We start from the raw sequence: 22,786 nt of genomic DNA on the forward strand, positions 1-22,786 counted from the left end.
AAAGCGTAAGAATTCATGGGTATTGCGGGTTCGATGAGGACGTCCCAAGGTCGGCAGTGGGCCTGACGGCGGGAAAACAGGCGGGAGAGCAACAGGTTATGGCGACGATCAAGGATGTAGCAGCCGTGGCGGGCGTGTCCTTCACGACGGTATCGCACGTCGTGAACAATTCGCGGCCCGTGTCGGCCGACGTGCGCGCGAAGGTCGAACTCGCCATTCGCCAGCTTCACTACGTGCCCTCGGCTGTGGCCCGTTCGCTGAAGGCGCGCGCTACCGCGACCATCGGGCTCGTGGTGCCCAACAGCACCAACCCGTATTTCGCGGAGCTCGCGCGCGGCATAGAAGACGGTTGCGCGCGCAACGGCTACTGCGTGTTCTTCTGCAATTCCGACGACGATCCCGCGAAGCAGCGCAACTATTTGCGTGTGCTGCAGGAAAAGCGCATCGACGGGCTGATTGTCGCGTCCGCCGGCGACGACGCGGTGCTCGCGCAGACGCTCGCGGATGCGCGCGAGCCGCTGGTGATCGTCGACCGCAATATTGAAGGCGTGAATGCCGACCTCGTGCAGATCGACCACGAGAAGGGCGCGTATCTTGCCACCCGTCATCTGCTCGAACTGGGGCACGTGCGGATCGGTTGCATTACGGGGCCGGTCGATACGGCGGTCAGCGCGATGCGCGTGCACGGCTTTATCCGCGCGATGACCGAGCGCGGCATCGACATTCCGCCGGACGCGATTGTCGAAAGCGACTTTTCGGGCACCGGCGGGCATCGCGCCGCTGGGCAACTATTCGATACGGTCAAGCCGTCGGCGATCTTTGCCTGCAACGACATGATGGGCATCGGCGCATTGCGCGCCGCGGCCGAGCGCAACATCAGCGTGCCGCGCGACTGCTCGATCATCGGTTTCGACGACATCGAACTGGGGCGCTTCACCTATCCGGCACTTTCGACGGTCGGGCAGTCGGTGCGCGCGCTCGGCGACATGGCTGCGCAAACGCTGATCGAGCGCATTGCCGGCAAGTCGTCGGCGAGCGCGCGTCCCGGCAGCCGCCGGCGCGTCGTGTCGCCGCGGCTCATCGTGCGTGAATCGACATCGACGTGGGCGGGCGCTGGCAAACGCCATCTGGCGGCCTGAGCGCGCGGCTCACGCTGCGCTCGGCCGGGTCTGCGCTGTGCGCCGGGCGGCCGCGTCCGCGCTTCGGCAGGCTTGAAAGACACGCTTGAAAAACACGTTCGAAAAGCAGCACAACAGGAGAATTGAGTGGCAAGTCAGGAAACGCGCTCACGCGTGGCGGTGGTCGGCAGTCTGAACATGGACCTGGTGGCGCGCGCGCCGCGCCTGCCGCATCCCGGCGAAACGCTGGCCGGCCGTACGTTCGCGCAGGTCCCGGGCGGCAAGGGCGGCAACCAGGCCGTGGCGGCCGCGAGGCTGGGCGCTAGCGTCGCAATGCTGGGCTGCGTGGGCGCCGACGCGAACGGTGCGCAGTTGCGCGCGGGGCTCGAGGCCGAAGGCATCGACTGCACCGCGCTCGAAACGGGCCGCGAGGCGACGGGCGTAGCGCTCATCGTCGTCGACGATGCGAGTCAGAACGCCATCGTGATCGTGGCGGGCAGCAACGGTGAGGTGACGCCTGACACCATTGCGCGCCACGAAGCCGTGCTCGCCGCGGCCGACGTGGTGATCTGCCAGCTGGAAACGCCGCTCGATACGGTGCACGCGGCGCTCGCCACGGCCCGCCGCCTCGGCAAGACGGTGATCCTGAATCCGGCGCCCGCCACCGGTCCGCTGCCAGCCGAGTGGCTGCCGCTCATCGACTATCTGATTCCGAACGAACTGGAAGCCGCGGCGCTGACCGGCTTGCCGGTGGGCTCGCCGGAAGAAGCGGCGACCGCCGCCGCCGTGCTGCGCGCGGCCGGCGCCCGCAACGTGCTGGTGACGCTCGGCCCGCGCGGCGTGCAGGCGGCGCTCGAAGGTGCGGCGCCGGTGCTATACGACGCGCCGAAAGTCGAAGCCGTGGATACGACCGCGGCCGGCGACACCTTCATCGGCGGTTTCGCCGCGCAGTTGGGAGAGGGCGCCGGCGTGGATGCGGCGATCCGTTTCGCGCAGCGCGCCGCGGCGCTATCGGTGACGCGTGCCGGCGCGCAGCCTTCTATTCCGACGCGCGCCGAACTTGGCGATTGATGTGGCTGTCGATTGATGCCGCTGTCAGCAGGCGGCGCGGCCGTGTGTTGCGCCGCGCGGTTCTTGCGAAGCGGTGTTGTCGGGCTCACGTCGGTTGACCCTTTGGCGCGTCTGGCGCGTATTCCGAGCGCTCCGGCGCGTCACGTGCTTTACCGGCCTTGCATGCACCACCCGCGCCACCCGCACCACCCGCACCAGCGACATCATGCGCAATACACCGCCTACGCGCCTGCCTTCCTGACTCCCAAGCCGCATCGCCCGCGCTGCGGCCGGGCGACGCTCTCGCCCCGCGATCGGCACATCCACCCCGTTTGTAACTCTTACCGTACGCGGCCCGCTGCCTTTCATCAGACTACATAAAAGCTTTAAGTCCGCTTGGAGCCTGCCGTTAACGCGTTCATCAGAGCGCCGAACCGACGAAATCGTTACGGTGCCTCACGCGTCATCAGACCTCTATTCGCTGCGTCGCAGCCTCCACGCACAGGACATGTATGAACAAGGGCATTTCGATCAAGGCCCGCATTGGCCTCACCATGGTATTTCTCGCGGCGCTCCTCGTCGGCATCGGGGCATTCGGCCTATTCGGCATGAGTCGCTCGAATGACGCTTACCAGGAGACCTTCACGAACTCCATGCCGAGCGCCGTCGACATCGGCAACGCCGAGTTGTTCGCGGCGCGCGAGCGTCTCGCGCTCGACCGCGCGGCCTTCATGATGGGCACGCCGGAGTCGGCGCCGACGCTGGAGCGTGCCCGCACCATGCGCGCCACCTCGGACAAGTGGTGGCAGAAGTACATGGACCTGCCGCGCGGGCCCGAGGAAGACCGCCTTGCGCGCGAAGTGATCGTCAAGCGGGAAGCGCTGCATCAGCAAGCCGATGCGTTCGCGGCGGTGGTCGCGGCGGGCGAGCAGGGCAAGCTGGTCGATGGCGCGAAGCGCATGCAGGTCGCCTATAACGAACTCGCGGGCGCCGACGACGCTCTGCGCAAGTTTCAGTTCGATGCCGCGAAGGCCGGTTACGATGACGTTCAAGCGAGCTTCCACCAGTTCCGCATGGTGAGCATCGGCGCGCTGGTTGCCGGCGCACTCGCGGCGCTGCTGTCGTACATGGCGCTCAGCCGGGCAATCGCACGGCCGCTGTCCGAAGCGCTGGTCCATTTCGACGCGATTGCCGCCGGCGATCTGCGCCGCCAGGTCGCCGTGACCTCGCGCGATGAAATGGGCCAGATCCTCGAAGGCATCGCGAAGATGCAGCGCAGCCTGATTGAAACGGTGCGCGCGGTGCGCGGCGGCAGCGAGTCGATTGCGACCGCGACGCGCGAGATTGCGGCCGGCAACATCGACCTCTCGTCGCGCACCGAGGAGCAGGCGTCGGCCTTGCAGCAGACGGCCTCCAGCATGGAAGAATTGACCGGCACCGTAAAGCAGAACGCCGACAACGCCCGCCAGGCCAGCGCGCTTGCCGCGAATGCATCGGAAATCGCCAACAAGGGCAGCGCGGTGGTCGGCCAGGTGGTCGGCACCATGGGCGAGATCAACCAGAGCTCCGCGAAGATCGCGGACATCATTTCGATTATCGAAGGTATTGCGTTCCAGACCAATATTCTGGCGCTCAACGCGGCCGTGGAAGCGGCGCGGGCCGGCGAAGACGGGCGCGGCTTTGCAGTCGTGGCGGGCGAAGTGCGCAGTCTTGCGCAGCGCTCGTCGGCGGCGGCCAAGGAGATCAAGGAGCTCATCGATACTTCGGTGGACCGCGTGCAGTCGGGCTCCGCGCTCGTCGACGAGGCGGGCCGCACGATGGGTGAAATCATCAGCGCCGTGCAGCGCGTGACCGACATCATGGGCGAAATTGCCGCGGCCTCCGAAGAACAGAGCGGCGGCATCGACCAGGTGGCGCGCGCCGTCACGCAGATGGACGAAGTCACGCAGCAAAACGCGGCACTGGTCGAGGAAGCGGCGGCGGCTGCATCGTCGCTGGAAGACCAGGCGGACAAGCTGCGTCAGGCAGTCGCCGTGTTCCAGCTCGGCGACGACGCCGGCAAGGCTTCGGCCAGCGCCGCGGCCAAACACGTCCCGCTGCGCGCTGCGTCTGCTGTGGCGCGCCCGGCTTCGCGGGCGGCGGGCCGTGCCGGTTCCGCTGCGCCGGCGGCGGCCGCGGTCGCGGTGCAGCCTGTGACGGCAGGTCATGCCCCGGCTGCTGCGGCTGCTGCGGCTTCGCCCGCGCCGGTGGCCGCCGCAGCAGCGGCGAAAAGCAATCCGGTGCCGCGCGCAACCGCGAAGCCGGCGGCCGTCGCCAGTGTGGGCGGCGATCAGGATTGGGAAACGTTCTGATGGAGGCGGGGGGCGGCGAGGGCGCGCGATTCGACGGTCGGCCAGCCGCGCCCTTCAGCCACCTGACGGCACCGCCGTTACCCCGGACAGAAAGACGTCACCGCAAACCGCGCCTGCTTACGCAGCGCGGTTTTTTTTATGGCGTGCGCATCAAGTCGCATTTGCGAAGCGGCGGGCGCCCTGGCGAGGCTCGCGATCCGGTACATTGACGGGCGCGGCGACGGTAATTCGTAGCCAGATCGCGGAGCGCATCGCCGCGAGGCAAGGCGGTAAAGCATCAGTTGCGGGCACCGCGCTGAGGCAGTGCGGCCCGACGCGGAGAGTGTGGGGCCGGCTGCCAACGGCGAGCTGCCCGAGCCGACCGAGCCGCGCGAGTTGCCTGAGCTGCCCGAGTCGCCTGAGTCGCCTGAGTCGCCCGAGCGGCCCGCTCATCCATTCACTACCTTCGCGCTGCAACAGACATTCAAATGCGCCAGCCACAAAGGACCGACATGACGCCACACGACCTCGCGCAACGCCTCGTGGAAGCACGCCGGCAGCATCGGCCGATAGACGGGCTTCCCGCCGAACAGATGCCGCCGGACGCCGCAACCGCGTATGCGATCCAGCAGGCGGTCATTGCAGGCCTTGGGGACACCACCGGGGCGTGGAAAATCGGCGCGAAGGCGCCGGGCGGTCCTACCTCGGGGGCGCCCATCCCGGCGTCACTGGTGTTGCCGTCGCCGGCGCGCGTCCCGCACGCCGGGTTCTTCCGCGTGCTGGTGGAACTGGAGATCGCGTTCCGCTTCACCGAAGCAATCGAGCCGCGCAGCCGTGCGTATACGCGCGACGAGGTGCTCGAGCTGATCGGCGAAGTGCTGCCGGCCATTGAAATTGTCGACAGCCGCTTTGCCGAGTGGCCGAACGTCGTGCAGCTCGCCCAGCTTGCCGACGCGCAAAACAACGGCGCACTCGTCACCGGCCATCCGCTTTCCTATGCGGGACTCGCGCGCGGCTTCGACTTCGTGTCGCCGGAACTGGAACTGAACTTCGACGGCGAGTCGCTGGTACCTGAGGTCACCGGCAATCCGGCTGGCGATCCGCGCGAGCTGCTTGTGTGGTTCGTCAACCATTGCGCCGCCATGGGCATCACGATCGAACCCGACTGGACGTTGACCACCGGCTCTTATGTCGGTGCGCACAATGTGGGCAAACCGGGCGTCGTGCGCGGCCACATCGACGGCTTGGGGGAGGTCGAGCTCGAACTCACCTGAGCGCGTGACACTGTGTCATGCGACTGGATGCGAGGCGTCACTGTGCGCCGTGCTTGTAACGGCGCATTACAAACGACCAGGCGAACAGGCGAGCGGTGAACCCACGAGCATCCACCTGGGGCGGCCGTCTCACGTGTGGCGCATCCGCGGAGGACTCCTTGGCCGCGTGGCCCTTAGCCGCTCAGCCCTTAGCCGTATACCCTATTGAACCGATTGCGCGCCAGGCCGTTAACCACTTAACCAGCGCACTTAACCAGCGCAGCCAACCAGCGCAGTTAGCCAGCGCGAGAAGCGACGCGCTCATGCAAGGCATGTGAAGCATCGTGCCGATAGCGAAGCAGGCGTGGCGAGATTTGGAACGAATGCTCGCATACCTGGACGAACGGCATGGAAGTTTCGGCGAAGCATGTGTGCAACTTTGGTCGATCAACGTGTAACAGATACGTGGAACCAGGATCTAGCGAGTGTAAGAACCGGCTGTCGAATCATGACGCAGAAAAGAGGCAAAAGCACAAAAGAGTGGTGACGTAGCGCGCAAATGCGCGATGCGGCGGCCAAACTTGCAGCGATACGCAGCGTCGAGGTACGCCATGTGCGTGTGCAACGAGCGCGTGAACGTGAGTAAGGCTGAGTGCTCGAAGCGAGTGGTGGGAAGAGACGGTAAAACCGGGCAGAACGCAGTAACCGGACGCAGTAAAGCCCCCTCACTCGCGTGGCCATTCATGCAGGCTGGCGGCATCGTTGGACGCGCAAGATTGTAGGTGGTCCAAACGTGGTTTCCAAGTGATGATTGTAGGGAGGCGAACACGGCGCGATTTTCGCAACGTAGTTCGTGAAAAAAAATTTAAAAGGGTTTAGGATGAATTCGAGCGATGTCGTTTCCGAATAGCGCGCCGCGCACGACATCGGTCCAGACTTCGGCGAGGAGGTAGCATGGATATCTACAGCAGTTTCGCGACCCGCTTCGAGAAAACGCGAGAAGATGAACTCTCGCTCGAGGAGTACCTCGCGCTCTGCAAAGACAATCCCGCCGCGTACGCCACTGCTGGCGAACGCATGTTGACGGCAATCGGAGAACCCGAACAGATCGACACTCGCAACGATCCGCGCCTGTCGCGCATCTTCGCGAACAAGGTCATCAAGGTATACCCCGCATTCCGTGAGTTCTACGGAATGGAAGAGGTGATCGAGCAGGTGGTCGCCTACTTCCGGCACTCGGCCCAGGGGCTTGAAGAAAAGAAGCAGATTCTGTATCTGTTGGGCCCGGTCGGCGGCGGTAAATCGTCGATCGCGGAACGGCTGAAGCAGCTCATGGAACGCGTGCCTTTCTACGCGATCAAGGGCTCGCCGGTGAACGAATCGCCGCTCGGCCTGTTCGACTACGACGAGGACGGTCCGATCCTCGAAGAGCAATACGGCATACCACGCCGCTACCTCAAAAGCATTCTGAGCCCGTGGGCGGTCAAGCGCCTGCACGAGTACAACGGCGACATCCGCAAATTCCGCGTGGTGCGGCGCTATCCGTCCATCCTGCGGCAAATCGGCATCGCCAAAACCGAGCCGGGCGACGAGAACAACCAGGACATCTCGTCGCTCGTGGGCAAGGTCGACATCCGCAAGCTCGAGCAGTATGCGCAAGACGACGCGGACGCGTACAGCTACTCCGGCGGCCTGTGTCTCGCGAATCAGGGTCTGCTCGAATTCGTCGAAATGTTCAAGGCGCCAATCAAGGTGCTGCACCCGCTGCTGACCGCAACTCAGGAAGGCAACTTCAAGGGTACGGAAGGCTTCGGCGCGATTCCTTTCGACGGCGTGATTCTCGCGCACTCGAACGAGTCGGAGTGGAAGGCCTTCCGCAACAACCGCAATAACGAGGCTTTGCTCGACCGGATTTTCGTAGTGAAGGTGCCGTATTGCCTGCGCTATTCGGAAGAGATCAAGATCTACGAGAAGCTGCTGCGCAATTCGTCACTGGCCAATGCGGTATGCGCGCCCGGCACGCTGAAAATGATGGCGCAAATGTCGGTGCTCACGCGGCTGCAGGAACCGGAAAACTCGAGCCTGTTCTCGAAGATGCAGGTGTACGACGGCGAAAACCTGAAAGACACCGATCCAAAAGCCAAGTCGTACCAGGAATATCGCGACTTCGCAGGCGTGGACGAAGGCATGACCGGCGTGTCGACCCGCTTCGCGTTCAAGATTCTGTCGCGTGTGTTCAACTTCGACTCCACCGAAGTCGCGGCCAACCCGGTGCATCTGATGTACGTGCTCGAACAGCAGATCGAACGCGAGCAGTTCCCACCGGAAACCGAGCAGAAGTACCTGTCCTTTATCAAGGACGTGCTCGCGTCGCGTTACGCGGAATTCATCGGTAAGGAGATTCAGACGGCTTATCTGGAGTCGTACTCCGAATACGGGCAGAACATCTTCGATCGCTATGTGACGTATGCGGACTTCTGGATTCAGGACCAGGAGTTCCGCGATCACGACACCGGCGAGAGCTTCGACCGCGCGGCACTGAATGCCGAGCTGGAGAAGATCGAGAAGCCTGCGGGCATCAGCAACCCGAAGGACTTCCGCAACGAGATCGTCAACTTCGTGCTGCGCGCGCGTGCTGCAAATGCGGGGAAGAATCCCGCGTGGATCAGCTACGAAAAGCTGCGCGTGGTGATCGAAAAGAAGATGTTCTCGAATACGGAGGAACTGTTGCCGGTCATTTCGTTCAACGCCAAGGGTTCGGCGGAAGAACAGCGCAAGCACGAAGACTTCGTCAATCGCATGGTGGCGAAGGGCTATACACCGAAGCAGGTGCGCTTGCTGTGTGACTGGTATCTGCGCGTGCGCAAGTCGTCATGATCCGCACTGCGTGCCGCCCGCGCGGTCCGTCCACGCGGGCACCCTGCGAGCCGCAAGCTGCATGGACATAGCATCGGGCCAGACAGCGTGCGTCTCGCGACCCGAAATGCGCGCGGTTGCCTCGGGTGACAGTAAGCGTTAAATCGCTCGCTGCCGCCGGATGCGCCGCGTGGGACCGGAGTGGGCGCTAAGGCGCTCACCCCGTCCACATTGGAGACCGGGCGTGCTTCATCAAATTATCGACCGCAGGTTAGCAGGCAAGAACAAAAGCATTGCAAATCGCGAGCGTTTTTTGCGTCGCGTCAAGAACTACATTCGTCGCGCCGTGTCGGAGGCGGTGCGCGATCGCAGCATCAAGGACATTCAGAACACGCAGAGCATCACCATTCCGCGCAAGGACATTGCGGAGCCGTCGTTCCGGCACGGGCCGGGCGGCCGGCGCGAAATGGTGCATCCGGGCAATTCCGACTACATTCGCGGCGACAAGATCCAGCGCCCGCAAGGCGGGGGCGGCGGTGGCGGCGGCAGTCAGGCCAGCAACGAAGGCGAGGGTCAGGACGACTTCGTGTTCGAACTGAGCCGCGAAGAGTTCATGCAGTATTTCTTCGACGACCTCGAACTCCCGCGCCTCGTCAAAACGCATCTGCTCGCCGTGCCCACATGGAAAAGCATCCGTGCGGGCTGGGCTGCCGAGGGCACGCCGAACAATATCGACGTGGTCCGTTCGCTGCGCAGCGCGCTTGGCCGGCGCATTGCGCTCGGTGCGCCGCTCGTGAACCAGCTTCACGAAATGGAGCGGCAGTTGGAGGCCCTGAAGGCCGACCCCGACGATCGCCGCGACGAGATCAAGCTGCTCGAAGAGGAAATTCACCACCTGCGCGGGCGCATCTGGCGCATTCCGTTTATCGACCCGTTCGATCTGCGCTATGTGAATCGCGTGAAGCAGCCCACGCCGTCGAGCCAGGCCGTGATGTTCTGTCTGATGGATGTGTCCGGGTCCATGGACGAGCAGCGCAAAGACCTCGCCAAGCGCTTTTTCATCCTTCTGTACCTCTTTCTCAAGCGCAACTACGAGCGCATCGAGGTGGTGTTCATACGCCACCATACGCGTGCCGAGGAAGTGGACGAAGACACCTTCTTCCATTCGACGGAAAGCGGCGGCACGGTCGTGTCCAGCGCACTCGAACTGATGCAGAAAGTGATGGATGAGCGCTATTCGCCGACTGAATGGAACATTTACGGCGCCCAGGCGTCCGACGGCGACAACTGGACCGACGACTCGCCGAAGTGCCGCAAGATACTGGCGGATGACATACTGGAGAAGGTGCGCTATTTTGCGTATATCCAGGTGACGCCGGAAGAGCAGAACCTGTGGCTCGAATATGCACAACTGGCCTTGAGCCAGCCGCACATGGCGATGAAGAAGGTCGAAACCGCGGCTGACATCTATCCGGTGTTTCGCGAGTTGTTCGAAAAGCAGGTGGCGTCGTCATGACGGCAAAGCATTTGCACAACGAAGCGCGCGGCGATCAGCCGGAGCGCGAGACAGGCGTGCCGCAGCGTGAGTCGGGGCATGCCGGGGCAGCGGCGGACGAGACGGGTGCCGCCGCAGCCGGAGCAGTCGACAACGCAGAAGCACGGGGACACACCGGAACGCCCACTGAGGGGCAAAGGGAAGTCCGTATGAACGTAGCCGATAGACGGCCTCTGCCGTGCCCGTCCGACTGGACCTTCGAGTTGATCGAGGAGTACGACTCGCATATTGCCCGTGTTGCGGAGCAATATGAGCTCGACGTGTATCCCATCCAGCTGGAACTCATTAGCGCCGAACAGATGATGGACGCGTACGCGTCCGTTGGCATGCCGGTGAATTATCGTCACTGGTCGTTCGGCAAGCACTTTCTTGCCACCGAAAAAAGCTACCGTCGCGGGCAGATGGGGCTCGCGTACGAGATCGTGATCAATTCGAACCCCTGCATCGCGTATTTGATGGAGGAGAACACGATGACGATGCAGGCGCTCGTCATCGCGCACGCCGCGTATGGGCACAACTCGTTCTTCAAGGGCAATTATCTGTTCCGGCTGTGGACCGACGCGCATGCGATCATCGACTACCTTGTCTACGCGAAGAACTACATTGCCGAATGCGAGGAGCGCTTCGGGCTCGACCGCGTCGAAGAACTACTCGATTCGTGCCATGCGCTGATGAACTACGGCGTGGATCGCTACAAGCGTCCGCAGAAGCTGTCGCTCGAAAAAGAGTTCGCGGCGCGCCGCGAGCGCGAGGCATATCTGCAGTCGCAGGTGAACGAATTGTGGCGCACCTTGCCGACGCGGCACACGCCGTTGCCGGAAGAAATCGAGGAACGCTATCCGCCCGAGCCGCAGGAAAACCTGCTGTACTTCGCGGAGAAAAACGCGCCTTTGCTCGAGCCGTGGGAGCGCGAGGTGATTCGCATCGTGCGCAAAGTGGGGCAGTACTTCTACCCGCAGCGGCAAACGCAGGTGATGAACGAAGGCTGGGCCACGTTCTGGCATTACACGCTGCTCAACACGATGTACAACCAGGGCAAGCTGGAAGACGGCTTCATGATGGAGTTCCTCCATTCGCACAGCAACGTGGTGTACCAGCCGCCTGTCACCAAACCGTACTACAGCGGCATCAACCCTTATGCGCTGGGTTTTTCGATGATGAGCGACATTCGCCGCATCTGCGAAAACCCCACGGACGAAGACCGCAAGTGGTTCCCCGAACTGGCCGGTAGTCCGTGGCTGCCCGCCATGCACTACGCGATGCGCAATTTCAAGGACGAGAGTTTCGTCGCGCAATATTTGTCGCCGCATCTGATCCGTGAAATGCGCCTTTTCTCCGTGCTCGACGACGACATGCGCGACGCGCTCGAAGTCTCCGCCATTCACGACGACAGCGGCTATCAATACGTGCGCCAGGCGTTGTCACGGCAGTACGACATGCACCACCGCGAGCCGAACATTCAGGTGTGGTCGGTGAATACGCGGGGCGACCGCAGTCTGACGCTGCGGCATTTCATGAGCGATAACCGCCATCTTTCGTCCGACAGCGACGAGGTGCTCAAGCACATGGCGCGCTTGTGGCAGTTCGACGTGTACCTCGAAAGCGTCGATGAAAACGGCACGGTGAGGAAGCGCTATGAATGCCGCTACGTGCCGCCGGCAGTGAGGGCGTGACGGGGCGCGCCACGGAACTGGGGCCGGTGAGGAGCCCCAACTCCGATTCAGACCAACTACGCACTGGCCCCTAAGTCAGCCATGAAATCCCGGGCGCGCTCGGACAAACCAGGGGCGAGGTTCAGCGCCCGCGCAGCCGCGAGTGCAACGCGGGCGCGGGCGCTTTCTTCGAGGTCGTCGGCGGCTGCCGTCAACCAGTCTGGAAACCGCTCCGTGAGCGCTTCGATCAACACGGCGGCCTGCCGCCGGTCCTTGTCTGCCTTCAGTGCGCGCGAAGGATCGCGCAGCGTGCTGACTATAAGCTTGTGAAGAGCGAACCGCGCGGGATCGGGCAGCATCACCGGGACCACGTGTTCCTTGCCGAGAATAAAGCCGGGCACCGGGCTGGTTACCAGATAGCGGAAGTACGGAAGCCCTGTTGCGTGAGCGCGCAACTGGGGCAACGGCTTTGTCTCGTACGCTTCGGTGCCCGGCACGAGTAAATCGACCTTCAGCGGCTGTCCGCGAGCCTTGAACGAGGTTGACGGCTTTCGCGAGTCGAGTTCCGGCACTTCGAGAAAGGGAATACCGCTGTCGCGGAGAATGTCCAGAAAACTCCGGTCTTCCGGAATAGCCACCGAAATACTGCCGGTGCTGCCGATGTCGATATCTTCGGTTCGATAATTCGCGGGCAGGCGCACGCCCAGGCTGTTCAGAAGCGCTCCGAACGCGTGCGAACCGACGAGCACGCCGCCGTGGCTGAAGATGCCGGCGTTAAAGAGCGTGGCGAGCGTCAGCGCGGAAGAATTGTCGGCCGCGGCAAAGCCTGCTTTGCGCAGCACCTGGACGTCGGCGGCAAGCGCGCGCATCTCCGCGCTATCGAATAGCCGCGCTTCCAGCGCGGCCTCCGTAGCCGGCTCTCCGGTCCGGCCCAGCGAAATTTCCTTGTGCTTTCCTGACGCCAGATACACGCGCCAGTACGTGTACGTTTTGCCGTCGACAGTTTTTTGTGCAGCGGAGCCGGGGGAGTGCAGTGCAATCTGGCGTTGTCCGCTCGCGCGCTCCGTGACGGAGGAGTACAGCGTTTGCAGCGCGTCGTTGTGAAAGCTGGCCATGGCAGGTGACCCGTTTATACCCTGTTATTGCATATTAAGGTATAAGAGAAAGCCGGTCAAATTTATACCTTAACATCCGGTTGCAAGGGATAGGGATAATGCGCTGGGAGCCCCAGCCCGCGCCTCCAAAGGCCCGAACCGCAACACCAGCACCTCATCGCCGGCCAGCGCCCCGTGCGCCAAGCGCCAAGCGCCGCGCCCATCCGCAGGCCAACAAATCCCAACTTTTGCTTGCGATTCTGTAAAATTCGCCCACGCTGAAAATCGCGTGCCGAAGGCGGCGCCCCGACCGCCGACGCCATTGAAGAGACAAGGAAGACACAACATGACCGACCTCACAGACCAAAGCGTGGCCTCCGCCCACGACACACGGCGTCGCATTTTCGCGATTGTCGGTGCGTCCTCAGGCAATCTCGTCGAGTGGTTCGACTTCTATGTCTATTCGTTCTGCGCGTTGTATTTCGCGCCTGCCTTCTTTCCGAGCGGCAACACCACCACGCAGTTGCTGAACACGGCCGGCGTGTTCGCGGCGGGTTTTCTGATGCGGCCCATCGGCGGCTGGTTCTTCGGCCGCCTCGCCGACAAGCACGGCCGCCGCACCGCGATGATGGTGTCGGTGTTCATGATGTGCGGCGGCTCGCTGGTCATCGCCGTGCTGCCGACATACGCGCAGATCGGCGCGCTGGCGCCCGCGCTGCTGCTGGTCGCGCGGCTGTTCCAGGGCCTGTCGGTCGGCGGCGAATACGGCACCAGTGCCACTTACATGAGTGAAGTCGCGCTCAAAGGGCGGCGCGGCTTTTTCGCGTCGTTCCAGTACGTGACGCTGATCGGCGGCCAGTTGTGCGCGCTCCTCGTGCTGGTGATCCTGCAACAGACGCTCAGCAATGCCGAACTGAAGGCATGGGGCTGGCGCGTGCCGTTCGTCATCGGCGCAATTGCTGCGCTGGTCGCGCTCTATCTGCGTAAATCGCTCGATGAAACCACCACCGCCGCAACACGTCAGCGCAAGGAAGCGGGCACGCTGCGCGGTTTGTGGCAGCATCGCGTCGCGTTTCTGACGGTGCTGGGCTTCACGGCCGGCGGCTCGCTGATCTTCTACACGTTCACCACGTATATGCAGAAATATCTGGTGAACACGGCGGGCATGAACGCGAAGACCGCGAGCAACGTGATGACCGCCGCGCTCTTCGTGTATATGTTGCTTCAACCGCTGTTCGGCGCGTTGTCGGACCGCATTGGCCGCCGAAACTCCATGCTGTGCTTTGGCCTTTTCGCGACCATCGGCACAGTGCCGCTGCTGCATGCGCTCAAAGATGTCACGAGCCCCTACGCAGCATTCGCGCTCGTCGTGCTCGCGCTTGCCATTGTCAGCTTCTACACGTCGATTAGCGGCCTGATCAAAGCGGAAATGTTCCCGCCGGAAGTGCGCGCGCTCGGCGTGGGGCTCTCGTATGCGGTGGCCAACGCGATCTTCGGCGGCTCGGCGGAGTACGTGGCGCTGTGGCTCAAGTCGGTCGGCAGCGAGACGATGTTCTACTGGTACGTGACCTTCCTCTGTGCGCTCGCGGGCCTCGTTGCGCTGCGCATGCGCGATCCGTCGAAGGAAGGGTATTTGCGCAACGAACCTTGAGAATCTTGACCAACCTTGAGCAACCTTGAACGCGGGCGCGCAGTCGATTGCGCGCCCGGTCCCGCATTCTCCGCTCGCATTCACGCCACGACAATGCCAGTGCCGAGCGCGTGCAACAGATCGCGCAGCGCTTCGGCCTGCGCCATTTTTGCGTCGCTGCGCAAGTGAATCTGCACGGCGCGTCCGGCAATACCGTCGATGGGTTGGGCGAGCCACAACTCCACCGCCAGTCCCAATCCATCGGGCTGATTGTCGGCGACCGGCTCGATCACGCGCGGCTTGAAACAGGCACTCTCGGACATGGCGAATCACCTCGGGGCTGATGACGTGTCGGAATCATCGTAATCAGCGGAGCGCGCGTGTCCAAGCAACAAATACGGCTTTGCTAAGTAGACGTTGCTTAGCAGAAAACGCGCTGACGGTGCAGGGCGCAAGTCTGCTGTCGATCAACCGGGTTCGGTGGTGTCGGCTGCCAGCTCGGCGACCAGATCTTTCATCATTGCTCCGGCCTGGCCGCTGAGTGCAGCAGTTGCTGTTGCCGTGGCGGCGACGGCGCTTGCCGCCGTTACTGTGGCAGCCGCCACAGCGCTCGCCGCCGTTGCAGTCACCGTTGCCGCTGCCGTGCTTGCCGCCGCTGCGCCACCTGCAGCCGCCACGCCAGCCACCGCGCCGCTCGTCGCCGCGGCGCCTGCCGCCGTGGCCGTAGCAGCGCTCACCGCTGTCCTCGCCGTGGCCGACACCGCCGACACCGCGGGTGCCGCAGTTGCGGCAATCGTCGCCGCGCGTTCGCGCACACTCACGGCCGCGCGCGACAGCATCAGCAGATGGTAATAAAGCCGTGCGCTCAGCCCATAGTGATACGCAAACAGATGAGCGAGCGCGATCTTCAGACCCAGCCGCGCCTGACGGTTTCTTGCGTGCACTGACACGACGATCGGCGCCAGGCGCCGCAGCGCGAGCCGGCGCGACGGTTCGAGCTGCCGCGGCAGCTTCAGCTTCTTGACGAACGCGTAGGCGCTGAGCGTGGCGGCCGCCGCCGTGCCGCGCGTGCTATGGGAAATGGAACTCGCGGTCTTGCGATACACCGATACATAGTCGTGCAGGTAAAAGACTTCACGCGCCGCGAGGCACAACTCGGTGCCGAACACGAAATCGCAGCACGCACCGTACTCCTCCTTGTAGCCGATGCGCTTGACGAGCTGCGCGTCGGCCATCCAGCCGTTGTTCGGAAACATCTGGATCAGGCCCGTCCTGCCGGGCAGCGCTTGCAGTCCCTCGGCGTCCTTGGTGCGCCTGAATGCGGCGTTCAGCCGCGTGCTCGCTTCGAGGTCGATCGCGCCGTCGGGGCCTGCTTCATACTGCGCACCGAACGCCGCATCGAGCCTCGGATGCTGCTTCCACAGGCAGATCAGTTTTTCGACGGCGTCGGTGGTGAGCAGGTCGTCGTCGTGAATCAGCACGATCTTGTCGCCGCTCGCGCGCTCGAACAGGCTCGCGACGTTGCGCGCCTGGCCAAGCGGCGGCTGGTTCCTCACGTAACGGATGCGCCGTGCTTCCAGCACGTCGGCATAGCGAGATGCGAGCAACTGCTCGGTGCGCGCATCGCTGGAATCGTCGCCAATCAGGATTTCCAGATTGCCGTAGGTTTGCGCCAGACACGAGTCGATACATTCGACGATCAACTCCGGCCGGTTGCAGGTCGGCACGCAGATCGACACCTTGGACGACTCGGCGGCGGGCACAGGAATAGACATGGGCGTCGCCTTTGTTATCTGTTGAAGGGGCGGCAGCCGGCTGCTTGTTCGCATACATTGCTGCAAGCAGAAAAGTAGTGCATTGAGCCGAAAAAATATTTCGGAAAAAAACGGAAAAAATGTCTGCTATATGAAAGCGGCCGAAAGGGAAAAATTTATGCGGCTTTGCCGATCAAACGCAGCAAAGCCGCTTGCAGGCCAGCGCTTAATTCAGCCGACTGACGGTTCGCCTTCGCCCGGTTTCTGGCCGGGCCGGTCTGCGGGCGACTGATCGCGCCCTTCGTCGCCGCGTTCGGGCAGCTTGCTCTTTTCGTTGTCGCTATGGACGGCGGGCTGCGGATGGGCGATGTCGTCCGGCTTGTCGTTGCTCTGCTGCTTGGGGTCGGCCATGGCGTTCTCCTCGATTGAACACGTAGCTGATGGAGCAAAGCCCGGGCCCGGCGCCTAGTCGGCCTGCGCCGCGCCCAGCAGCGAAACGATGAAATCGAGAAACGCGCGCACTTTGGCCGGCGGATGATGCCGCGACGGATAGAGCGCGTAGAGCGGATAAACCTCGTCGGCCCAGTCGGGGAAAAGCTCCACCATCTTGCCGCTTGCGAGCAGCGACTCGGCGCCGAGCGCGAGGATCTGCGCGACCCCCTGGCCCGCGGCGCACGCACTGTGCAAGGTGCCCACGTCGTTGACGGTCAAGCGGCCTTGCGGCGTCACGACCATTTTCTTGCGGCCGCGGTGAAATTCCCAACTGAAGGGATAACCGGTGAGCGGATCGCGGAACTTGATACACGCGTGCCTGCCGTTCTCCAGCTCGGCTGGATTCGCCGGATGCCCATGCTTTTTCAGATACGACGGCGCGGCCACCGTCAGGATGCGCGTGTCGAGCAGCTTGCGCGCGATCAACGACGACACCGGCGGCTCGCCGAACCGGATGGCGACGTCGAAACCCTCGCTGACGATGTCGCCCAACTGGTCGCGGGTAATCAGCTCGACGTGCAGGTCAGGATGTCTGTCGATGAAGGCGCCCACCCTCGGCCCGAGTATCAGGCGTGAGAAGAACGGGTCCATGTTCACGCGCAATCGTCCGCGCACGGCTGTCGCGCCTTGCGCAGCGGAAGCGGCCGCTTCTTCCAGCCCGTTCAGGAGCGGCACGATCTGCTCGTAAAAGCGGCGGCCCTCGTCGGTGAGCGTGACCGAGCGTGTCGTGCGGTCGAAAAGCCGGATGCCCAGGCGCGCCTCGAGCCGCGCGACCGAGCGGCTCACACCGGATTGAGACATGTCGAGCGCAACGCCCGCCGCCGCGAAACTTCCGCAATCGACAATGGCTGTCAGCACGCCCATGCCGTTCAGCATGCGCTCGTCGAATGGCATTGGTTAGTCCTTTTTATGGGTAAACGCCGTACATGCTAACGCGAAACGCCGGCTGGCAAGTCCCGCCACGAAAGACCGTGAACCGGCGATGCGGGGCGCATGGAGAATTGGCGACGGATCGGGGCGCGGAGGCGCGCCGCGCCGCGTGCACGGTGCGCGGCGGCGTGGCGGCGTGGCGTGGATCGACGACAAGCATGGCCCAGCGACAACCCAGCTTGCAGCGCGATCCTCTTCAGCGTCCCGCGCCCTGGCTCGCCGGCGCCCGTGCGGCAGGCGCGGTGTCGAGGTGACGGAACACCCATGCCGAGAACAACGTAATCGCGCCGACGCACACGAAGCTCAGCCGGAAGCCGAGCGCGGCGGAACCCCATTGCGCGGCAAACAGCTTCACGAGCCCGCCGCCGATCGACACGCCGAGCCCGATCGCGAGCATCTGCACCATCGAAAAAAGGCTGTTGCCGCTGCCGGCGTCTTCATGTGAAAGCCCCTTGAGCGTGACGCTGTTCATCGCCGCGAACTGCATGGAGTTGGCGGCGCCAAACACCGCCAGAACCGCGATTTCGACGATGAGCGGCGTGCCGCGCGAGATCAGCGCAAAGGCCACGATCGACGAACCGACGACCAGTGTGTTCACGAGGAGGAAAAGCTCATAGCCGAAGCGCCGCACGAGCGGCGTGATCCAGCGCTTTGCGAGCGTGCCGGCGAGCGCGGCGGGCAGCATCATCAATCCCGAATGCAGCGGCGTATAGCCAAGCTCGAGCTGCAACAGCAGCGGCACCAGAAACGGTACGGCGCTCGAGCCGATACGGCATACCAGGTTGCCGATCAGGCCGACGCTGAAATTCGGCTCGCCAAACAGCGACAACTTGAAGAGCGGGTTGCGCCGACGCCTCGCGTGCGGAACGTAGGCGAGGGCGCTAACGGCCGCGAGCGCAAAAAGTGCCGCCGACCACGCCGCCTGATGCGTCGGCGAAGGCGCGTCGACGGCCAGCGAAAACGCGATCATAGAAAGCGACAGCAATCCGCAGCCGACGAAGTCGAATGGCGGCGCCTGCGTCTCGCCGTGCGCGGGCAGAAAGCGCTGCACCGCGTAAAGGCCGACCACGCCGATCGGCACGTTGATCAGAAAAATCCAGTGCCACGTAATGGCCTGAACGAACCAGCCGCCGAGCGTCGGTCCGGCAATCGGACCTAACTGACCCGCAACCGAAATGAACGCCAGCGCCGACACGTACTGATCACCCGACACACTGCGCAGTACGGCGAGGCGTCCGATCGGCAGCAGCATCGAACCGCCCACGCCTTGCAGCACACGCGCGAGCACCAGTTGACCCAGCGTATGCGCGCTCGCGCAGCAGACCGAGCCGATCACGAAGATCAGGATTGCCGCGAAATAGACGCGCCGCGTGCCGAAGCGGTCTGCGAGCCAGCCTGAGGCGGGCGTGAGCATTGCCATGGTCAACGTGTAGGCGACCACGATCGGCTGCATGGCGAGCGGCGCGACGTTCAGACTGTGCGCGATGGAGGGCAGCGCGGTATTGACGATCGTCGTGTCGAGCGACTGCATGAAAAAGCCGGCGGCGACGATCCACAGCAGCGCGGTATGCGACGAATCCCTGGTCATGTAATGGAAGGCGGTCGGCGCGCGGGCGCCGCTAGCGAGCGGTTGTCAGCAAACGCTTCAATGATACGGCATCGGGCGGCGCAACGCGAAGGCGCGACGCAGGTCGGGCGTGCGAGGCCGTGCGGTGCATAGGACAGTGCCGTGACCCCTTGCGACGCAGGCGCGCCCATGAACGCGTGGGCCAGGGACGCGGGGGCTGGGGTTTCAAAGCTGCGCGGTCGGCTCGCGGGGCTCACCGGGCTCAAAAGGCTCAAAAGGCTCGGAGCGCTAAACGGGGCCCACGAGCTCACGCAGTACGAGCCCGTATCGCTCATCGGGCAACCCGGCTGCTTTCACGGCCGCTGAGCGCCCCGTACCGGGATGCTCACTCGCCGTCGCGCTTATTCAGGCATCTTGCGAAAGGAAATCGCAAAGCGATTCCACGCATTGATGGCCGACACCAGCAGCGTCAGGTCGACCAGTTCTTCGTCGCTGAAATGCGGGCGCACGGCTTCCCACACGGCGTCGGGCACATGGTCGTGCGAGATGAGCGTCAAGGCTTCCGTCCATTCAAGCGCGGCGCGTTCCCGATCCGTGAAGAACGGCGTTTCGCGCCATGTGACCAGCGTGGCGAGACGCCGTTCGGTCTCGCCGCCTTTGCGGGCGTCGGTGGTGTGCATATCGACACAGAATGCGCAGCCGTTGATCTGCGACGCGCGCAGCCGCACGAGTTCCGCGAGCGACTTTTCAATGGACGATTTGCCGATGCGTTCCTCGAGCCCGAGCATTGCCTTGATCGCGGCGGGGCTGGCTTTATAGAAGTCGAGACGTGCTTGCATGATTCACTCCTTGCGTTGGTTTGGCGCGCATCCGCTGATGCGATGAGTGAATACTAGCCGTCCCATTGGCTTGGCAAAATGGCCATTTTCGGCGTTTATAAGGTAGCCACTTTTGGACCATCGCGAAGTGTCCCAACCGGCCGCAAGCGTCCTTGCTCGCTGTAATGGCATCGTTGCCGCAGTGGCGTCGATTCGGTATGGTGGGTCATCGCCCTTATCGAAGAGTTCAGCCATGACGTCCGCTGCCGAGCCTCTTTCGCAGCCTGCTTCACCCGCCATTCGCTCCGACGTGTTGATCGTCGGCGCGGGACCGGTGGGCCTCTTTGCCGCTTTCGAGGCCGGCGTGATCGGCTTGTCATGCCAGATCGTGGATGCGCTTGGCAAGATTGGCGGCCAATGTACGGAGCTGTATCCGGACAAGCCGATTTACGACATCCCCGCGATTCCTTCATGTACGGCGCGTGAACTGGTGGACCGCCTGCTTGCGCAGTGCAAGCCGTTCGACGTGCCCATTCATCTCGAGCAGCGGGTCGAATCGGTCGAGCAGCGCAGCGATGGGCGGTGGACCGTGCGCACCGACCGCGGCCTCGTGTTCGACGTTGCGGCAATCATGCTCGCCGCCGGTAACGGGGCGTTCGTGCCGCAGAAACTGCCGCTTGCCGAAGCGGTGCCGCTCGAGTCTCGCTATGTGCATTACAGCGTGCAGCGTCTTGCCGATTTCGCCGACAAGACCGTGGTGGTGGCAGGCGGGGGCGACTCCGCGCTCGACTGGGCGCTTGCGCTGCGTAAAGTGGCGCGCCGCGTGACGCTGGTGCACCGGCGTAACGGCTTCAGCGCGGCTGATTCGAGTGTCGAGTTGATGCGCCGCGCGGTGCAGGCCGGCGAGATGGACTTTATCGTCGGTGCGATTTCAGGGTTAAAGCTCGAAGGGAACGCGCAAGGCAGCGCGCAAGACAGCCCGGAAAGTGGCGCGCTCAAATCTATCACATTGCGACATATCGACGGCGAGACTGAACTGCACGCTGAGCAACTCGTCGTGCTGTACGGCCTGGTCGCCGATCTCGGGCCGATAGCGCAGTGGGGCTTGAGTATTCATGGCGGCCGTGTAGACGTGGATACCTCCAACTACGAGAGTTCGCGGCCGGGCATTTTCGCGGTGGGCGACATCGCCAACTATCCGAACAAGCAGAAACTGATTTTGTCCGGCTTTCATGAAGCGTCGCTCGCACTGCGCAAAGCGTATTCATATGCTTACCCCGAGCGCAAGCGCGTGCACGTGCATTCCAGTTATGACGCGAAACTCGCCGAAAAAGTCAGCGCGGCAGGCTGAGTCGACGGAACGATCGCGACCGGGCCGGTGACCATCGCGTGCTCGGCCCGGGTCTCTGCTCATCGCAGATCGCTATTTTCCACCGGGTTGGCTTGCGGCAGCCGCCGCGCTCGCGGCTTTCTGCTTTTTCTTCGCTTCATGATGGCCGATTGCACAGCCTGCTGCGGCGCCCGCCACGCCGTGGCCGCCGGCAATATGTCCGCCGACGCCGCCGACTACCGCGCCCTTGGTGCAGCCTTCCGCGTGGGCTGTCGTGTGAATGAACGTCAACGAGACGAGCAGAGCGGTGGCGAGAGTGGCATGTTTCAAGGGAAGCTCCTTATGTCGGAATAGGTAGGAGCCTCGGACGCAGCAATTAAGAGTCCTGACCTGCGTTAAGCGGTCTGAAAGGCGCGGGACAGGCAAATTGCGCAAGACTGCGGGTGTCCCGTCGAAGGGTTCACTTCCAGCCCGGTGGATCACGCCTGCGGACGTGTATGCCTGACACACGCACCACGCGAGACTGCGCCTGTCGCCGCGCGCTTGCGACACATCGCGAGGTCGCGCGCGGCTTTGCGTGAGTTGAACGTATGCGGGGTTGACCGTGCACAGCAACGGCACATGGTTTGCTTCTCTATGGCATCTGCGGGTGAGGGCGGGAGGCAACTGCTGCTTTGTTGAATCGACGCGACCGAGGAACGCCGGCGCGCAATCACGGCGATTGCCGCAAACGTTCCTGCCAGCCTCCGGCGTCGGCCCGCAATCAGCGCGGCAGTGCGCGATGCAAGCACAGCACGCGCCTACGACCAGCACGGCGACGCGCCGCAAAGGAGGATACAAGAATGATGGACGCGATCTATCTGCTGTTCGGGCAAGGGCGGGACCTCGACCCGTTGCAGATGAGCCTGCGCGCGGTGCTCGTGTTCCTTATCGCGCTTGTGTTGATCAGGGTGTCGGGGCGGCGCTCGTTCGGACAACGCTCACCGTTTGATTCGGTGGTAGTGATTCTGCTTGGCGCCACGTTGAGCCGCGCGATAGTGGGCGCGTCGCCGTTTGTCGCAACCGTGCTCGCGTCGCTCGTGATCGTGGTGTGCCACCGCCTGCTTGCGTGGATTTGCATGCGCTCGCGTGCGATCGAGCGGCTGGTGGGCGGCGTCGAGCGCGAGGTGTACAGCAACGGCGCGTTCAATGAGAACGAACTGCGAGCCGCGCTGATGACCTCGAACGACGTGTGCGAAAGCGTGCGGCAGAAGATCGGCTCGCGCTCGCTCGACAAGGTCGCCGCGGCGATTCTCGAGCGCAACGGCGAGGTGAGCGTGATTCGCAAGGAGCAGTGAGCGGGCAGCAACTCGCAAAG

The 22,786-nt window shown here is 63.4% G+C and carries 18 protein-coding genes; 10 read left to right on the forward strand and 8 right to left on the reverse strand.

The features are described 5' to 3' along the window. Positions 1 to 98 precede the first annotated feature (98 nt). From JNB89_RS19975 to JNB89_RS20005, 7 genes are all read left to right on the forward strand, one after another. Positions 99 to 1,139, forward strand: a complete 1,041-nt coding sequence (locus JNB89_RS19975; protein WP_013339428.1) for a LacI family DNA-binding transcriptional regulator — start codon at positions 99 to 101, stop codon at positions 1,137 to 1,139. 126 nt (positions 1,140 to 1,265) lie between these two features. Then, the gene (gene rbsK / locus JNB89_RS19980) at positions 1,266 to 2,189 is read left to right on the forward strand and encodes a ribokinase (protein WP_135893696.1); all 924 of its coding nucleotides are present in this window, start codon (positions 1,266 to 1,268) and stop codon (positions 2,187 to 2,189) included. A 491-nt stretch (positions 2,190 to 2,680) separates the two neighbouring features. Beyond that, a complete protein-coding gene (locus JNB89_RS19985; RefSeq protein WP_220363359.1) occupies positions 2,681 to 4,519 on the forward strand; it encodes a methyl-accepting chemotaxis protein in 1,839 nt (612 codons plus the stop codon). Between the two features lie 491 nt (positions 4,520 to 5,010). Further along, positions 5,011 to 5,772, forward strand: a complete 762-nt coding sequence (locus JNB89_RS19990) for a 2-keto-4-pentenoate hydratase (RefSeq protein WP_220363360.1) — start codon at positions 5,011 to 5,013, stop codon at positions 5,770 to 5,772. A 933-nt stretch (positions 5,773 to 6,705) separates the two neighbouring features. Continuing rightward, positions 6,706 to 8,628 carry a PrkA family serine protein kinase gene (locus tag JNB89_RS19995; protein WP_013339422.1) on the forward strand — a complete coding sequence of 641 codons (1,923 nt, stop codon included), beginning with the start codon at positions 6,706 to 6,708 and terminating at the stop codon, positions 8,626 to 8,628. Positions 8,629 to 8,851: 223 nt separating this feature from the next. After that, a complete protein-coding gene (locus tag JNB89_RS20000; RefSeq protein ID WP_013339421.1) occupies positions 8,852 to 10,123 on the forward strand; it encodes a YeaH/YhbH family protein in 1,272 nt (423 codons plus the stop codon). Further along, complete coding sequence (locus JNB89_RS20005) at positions 10,120 to 11,835, forward strand: SpoVR family protein (RefSeq protein ID WP_220363361.1); 1,716 nt, start codon at positions 10,120 to 10,122, stop codon at positions 11,833 to 11,835. Before JNB89_RS20000 ends, JNB89_RS20005 begins: the two co-directional genes overlap by 4 nt. A 56-nt stretch (positions 11,836 to 11,891) precedes the next feature. On the opposite strand, the gene JNB89_RS20010 is transcribed toward JNB89_RS20005, so the two are convergent. Next, positions 11,892 to 12,929 (reverse strand): GSU2403 family nucleotidyltransferase fold protein, encoded by a 1,038-nt coding sequence (locus JNB89_RS20010; protein ID WP_220363362.1) that lies wholly within the window; start codon positions 12,927 to 12,929, stop codon positions 11,892 to 11,894. Between the two features lie 325 nt (positions 12,930 to 13,254). On the opposite strand from JNB89_RS20010, the gene JNB89_RS20015 reads away from it, so the two are divergent. Then, the gene (locus tag JNB89_RS20015) at positions 13,255 to 14,559 is read left to right on the forward strand and encodes an MFS family transporter (protein ID WP_013339418.1); all 1,305 of its coding nucleotides are present in this window, start codon (positions 13,255 to 13,257) and stop codon (positions 14,557 to 14,559) included. Between the two features lie 80 nt (positions 14,560 to 14,639). On the opposite strand, the gene JNB89_RS20020 is transcribed toward JNB89_RS20015, so the two are convergent. The 6 genes from JNB89_RS20020 to JNB89_RS20045 all read right to left on the reverse strand — a co-directional run bounded on the left by JNB89_RS20020 (position 14,640) and on the right by JNB89_RS20045 (position 20,120). Beyond that, positions 14,640 to 14,861: a hypothetical protein gene (locus tag JNB89_RS20020; RefSeq protein WP_013339417.1), complete on the reverse strand. Its 222-nt coding sequence runs from the start codon at positions 14,859 to 14,861 to the stop codon at positions 14,640 to 14,642. A gap of 144 nt (positions 14,862 to 15,005) precedes the next feature. Then, positions 15,006 to 16,313: a glycosyltransferase family 2 protein gene (locus JNB89_RS20025; protein ID WP_220363363.1), complete on the reverse strand. Its 1,308-nt coding sequence runs from the start codon at positions 16,311 to 16,313 to the stop codon at positions 15,006 to 15,008. Positions 16,314 to 16,523: 210 nt separating this feature from the next. After that, complete coding sequence (locus JNB89_RS20030) at positions 16,524 to 16,703, reverse strand: hypothetical protein (RefSeq protein ID WP_013339415.1); 180 nt, start codon at positions 16,701 to 16,703, stop codon at positions 16,524 to 16,526. Between the two features lie 54 nt (positions 16,704 to 16,757). Continuing rightward, on the reverse strand, positions 16,758 to 17,678 hold the full coding sequence (locus tag JNB89_RS20035) for a LysR family transcriptional regulator (protein WP_220363364.1): 921 nt from the start codon (positions 17,676 to 17,678) through the stop codon (positions 16,758 to 16,760). 232 nt (positions 17,679 to 17,910) lie between these two features. Next, positions 17,911 to 19,302, reverse strand: a complete 1,392-nt coding sequence (locus tag JNB89_RS20040) for a DHA2 family efflux MFS transporter permease subunit (RefSeq protein ID WP_220363365.1) — start codon at positions 19,300 to 19,302, stop codon at positions 17,911 to 17,913. A gap of 380 nt (positions 19,303 to 19,682) precedes the next feature. Continuing rightward, positions 19,683 to 20,120 (reverse strand): carboxymuconolactone decarboxylase family protein, encoded by a 438-nt coding sequence (locus tag JNB89_RS20045; protein WP_135893685.1) that lies wholly within the window; start codon positions 20,118 to 20,120, stop codon positions 19,683 to 19,685. A 232-nt stretch (positions 20,121 to 20,352) separates the two neighbouring features. Here JNB89_RS20045 and JNB89_RS20050 point away from each other — a divergent pair, with 232 nt between their 5' ends. Next, positions 20,353 to 21,450, forward strand: coding sequence for an NAD(P)/FAD-dependent oxidoreductase (locus JNB89_RS20050; protein ID WP_220363366.1), 1,098 nt, complete (start codon positions 20,353 to 20,355; stop codon positions 21,448 to 21,450). A gap of 72 nt (positions 21,451 to 21,522) precedes the next feature. Here the strand turns inward: JNB89_RS20050 and JNB89_RS20055 are convergent, their stop codons facing one another. After that, positions 21,523 to 21,759: a hypothetical protein gene (locus tag JNB89_RS20055; RefSeq protein ID WP_220363367.1), complete on the reverse strand. Its 237-nt coding sequence runs from the start codon at positions 21,757 to 21,759 to the stop codon at positions 21,523 to 21,525. A 512-nt stretch (positions 21,760 to 22,271) separates the two neighbouring features. On the opposite strand from JNB89_RS20055, the gene JNB89_RS20060 reads away from it, so the two are divergent. Then, positions 22,272 to 22,766 carry a DUF421 domain-containing protein gene (locus JNB89_RS20060; protein ID WP_135893683.1) on the forward strand — a complete coding sequence of 165 codons (495 nt, stop codon included), beginning with the start codon at positions 22,272 to 22,274 and terminating at the stop codon, positions 22,764 to 22,766. Positions 22,767 to 22,786: the final 20 nt, after the last annotated feature.

This window comes from Paraburkholderia phenoliruptrix (genome assembly GCF_019511605.1).
Lineage (GTDB): Bacteria > Pseudomonadota > Gammaproteobacteria > Burkholderiales > Burkholderiaceae > Paraburkholderia > Paraburkholderia phenoliruptrix_A.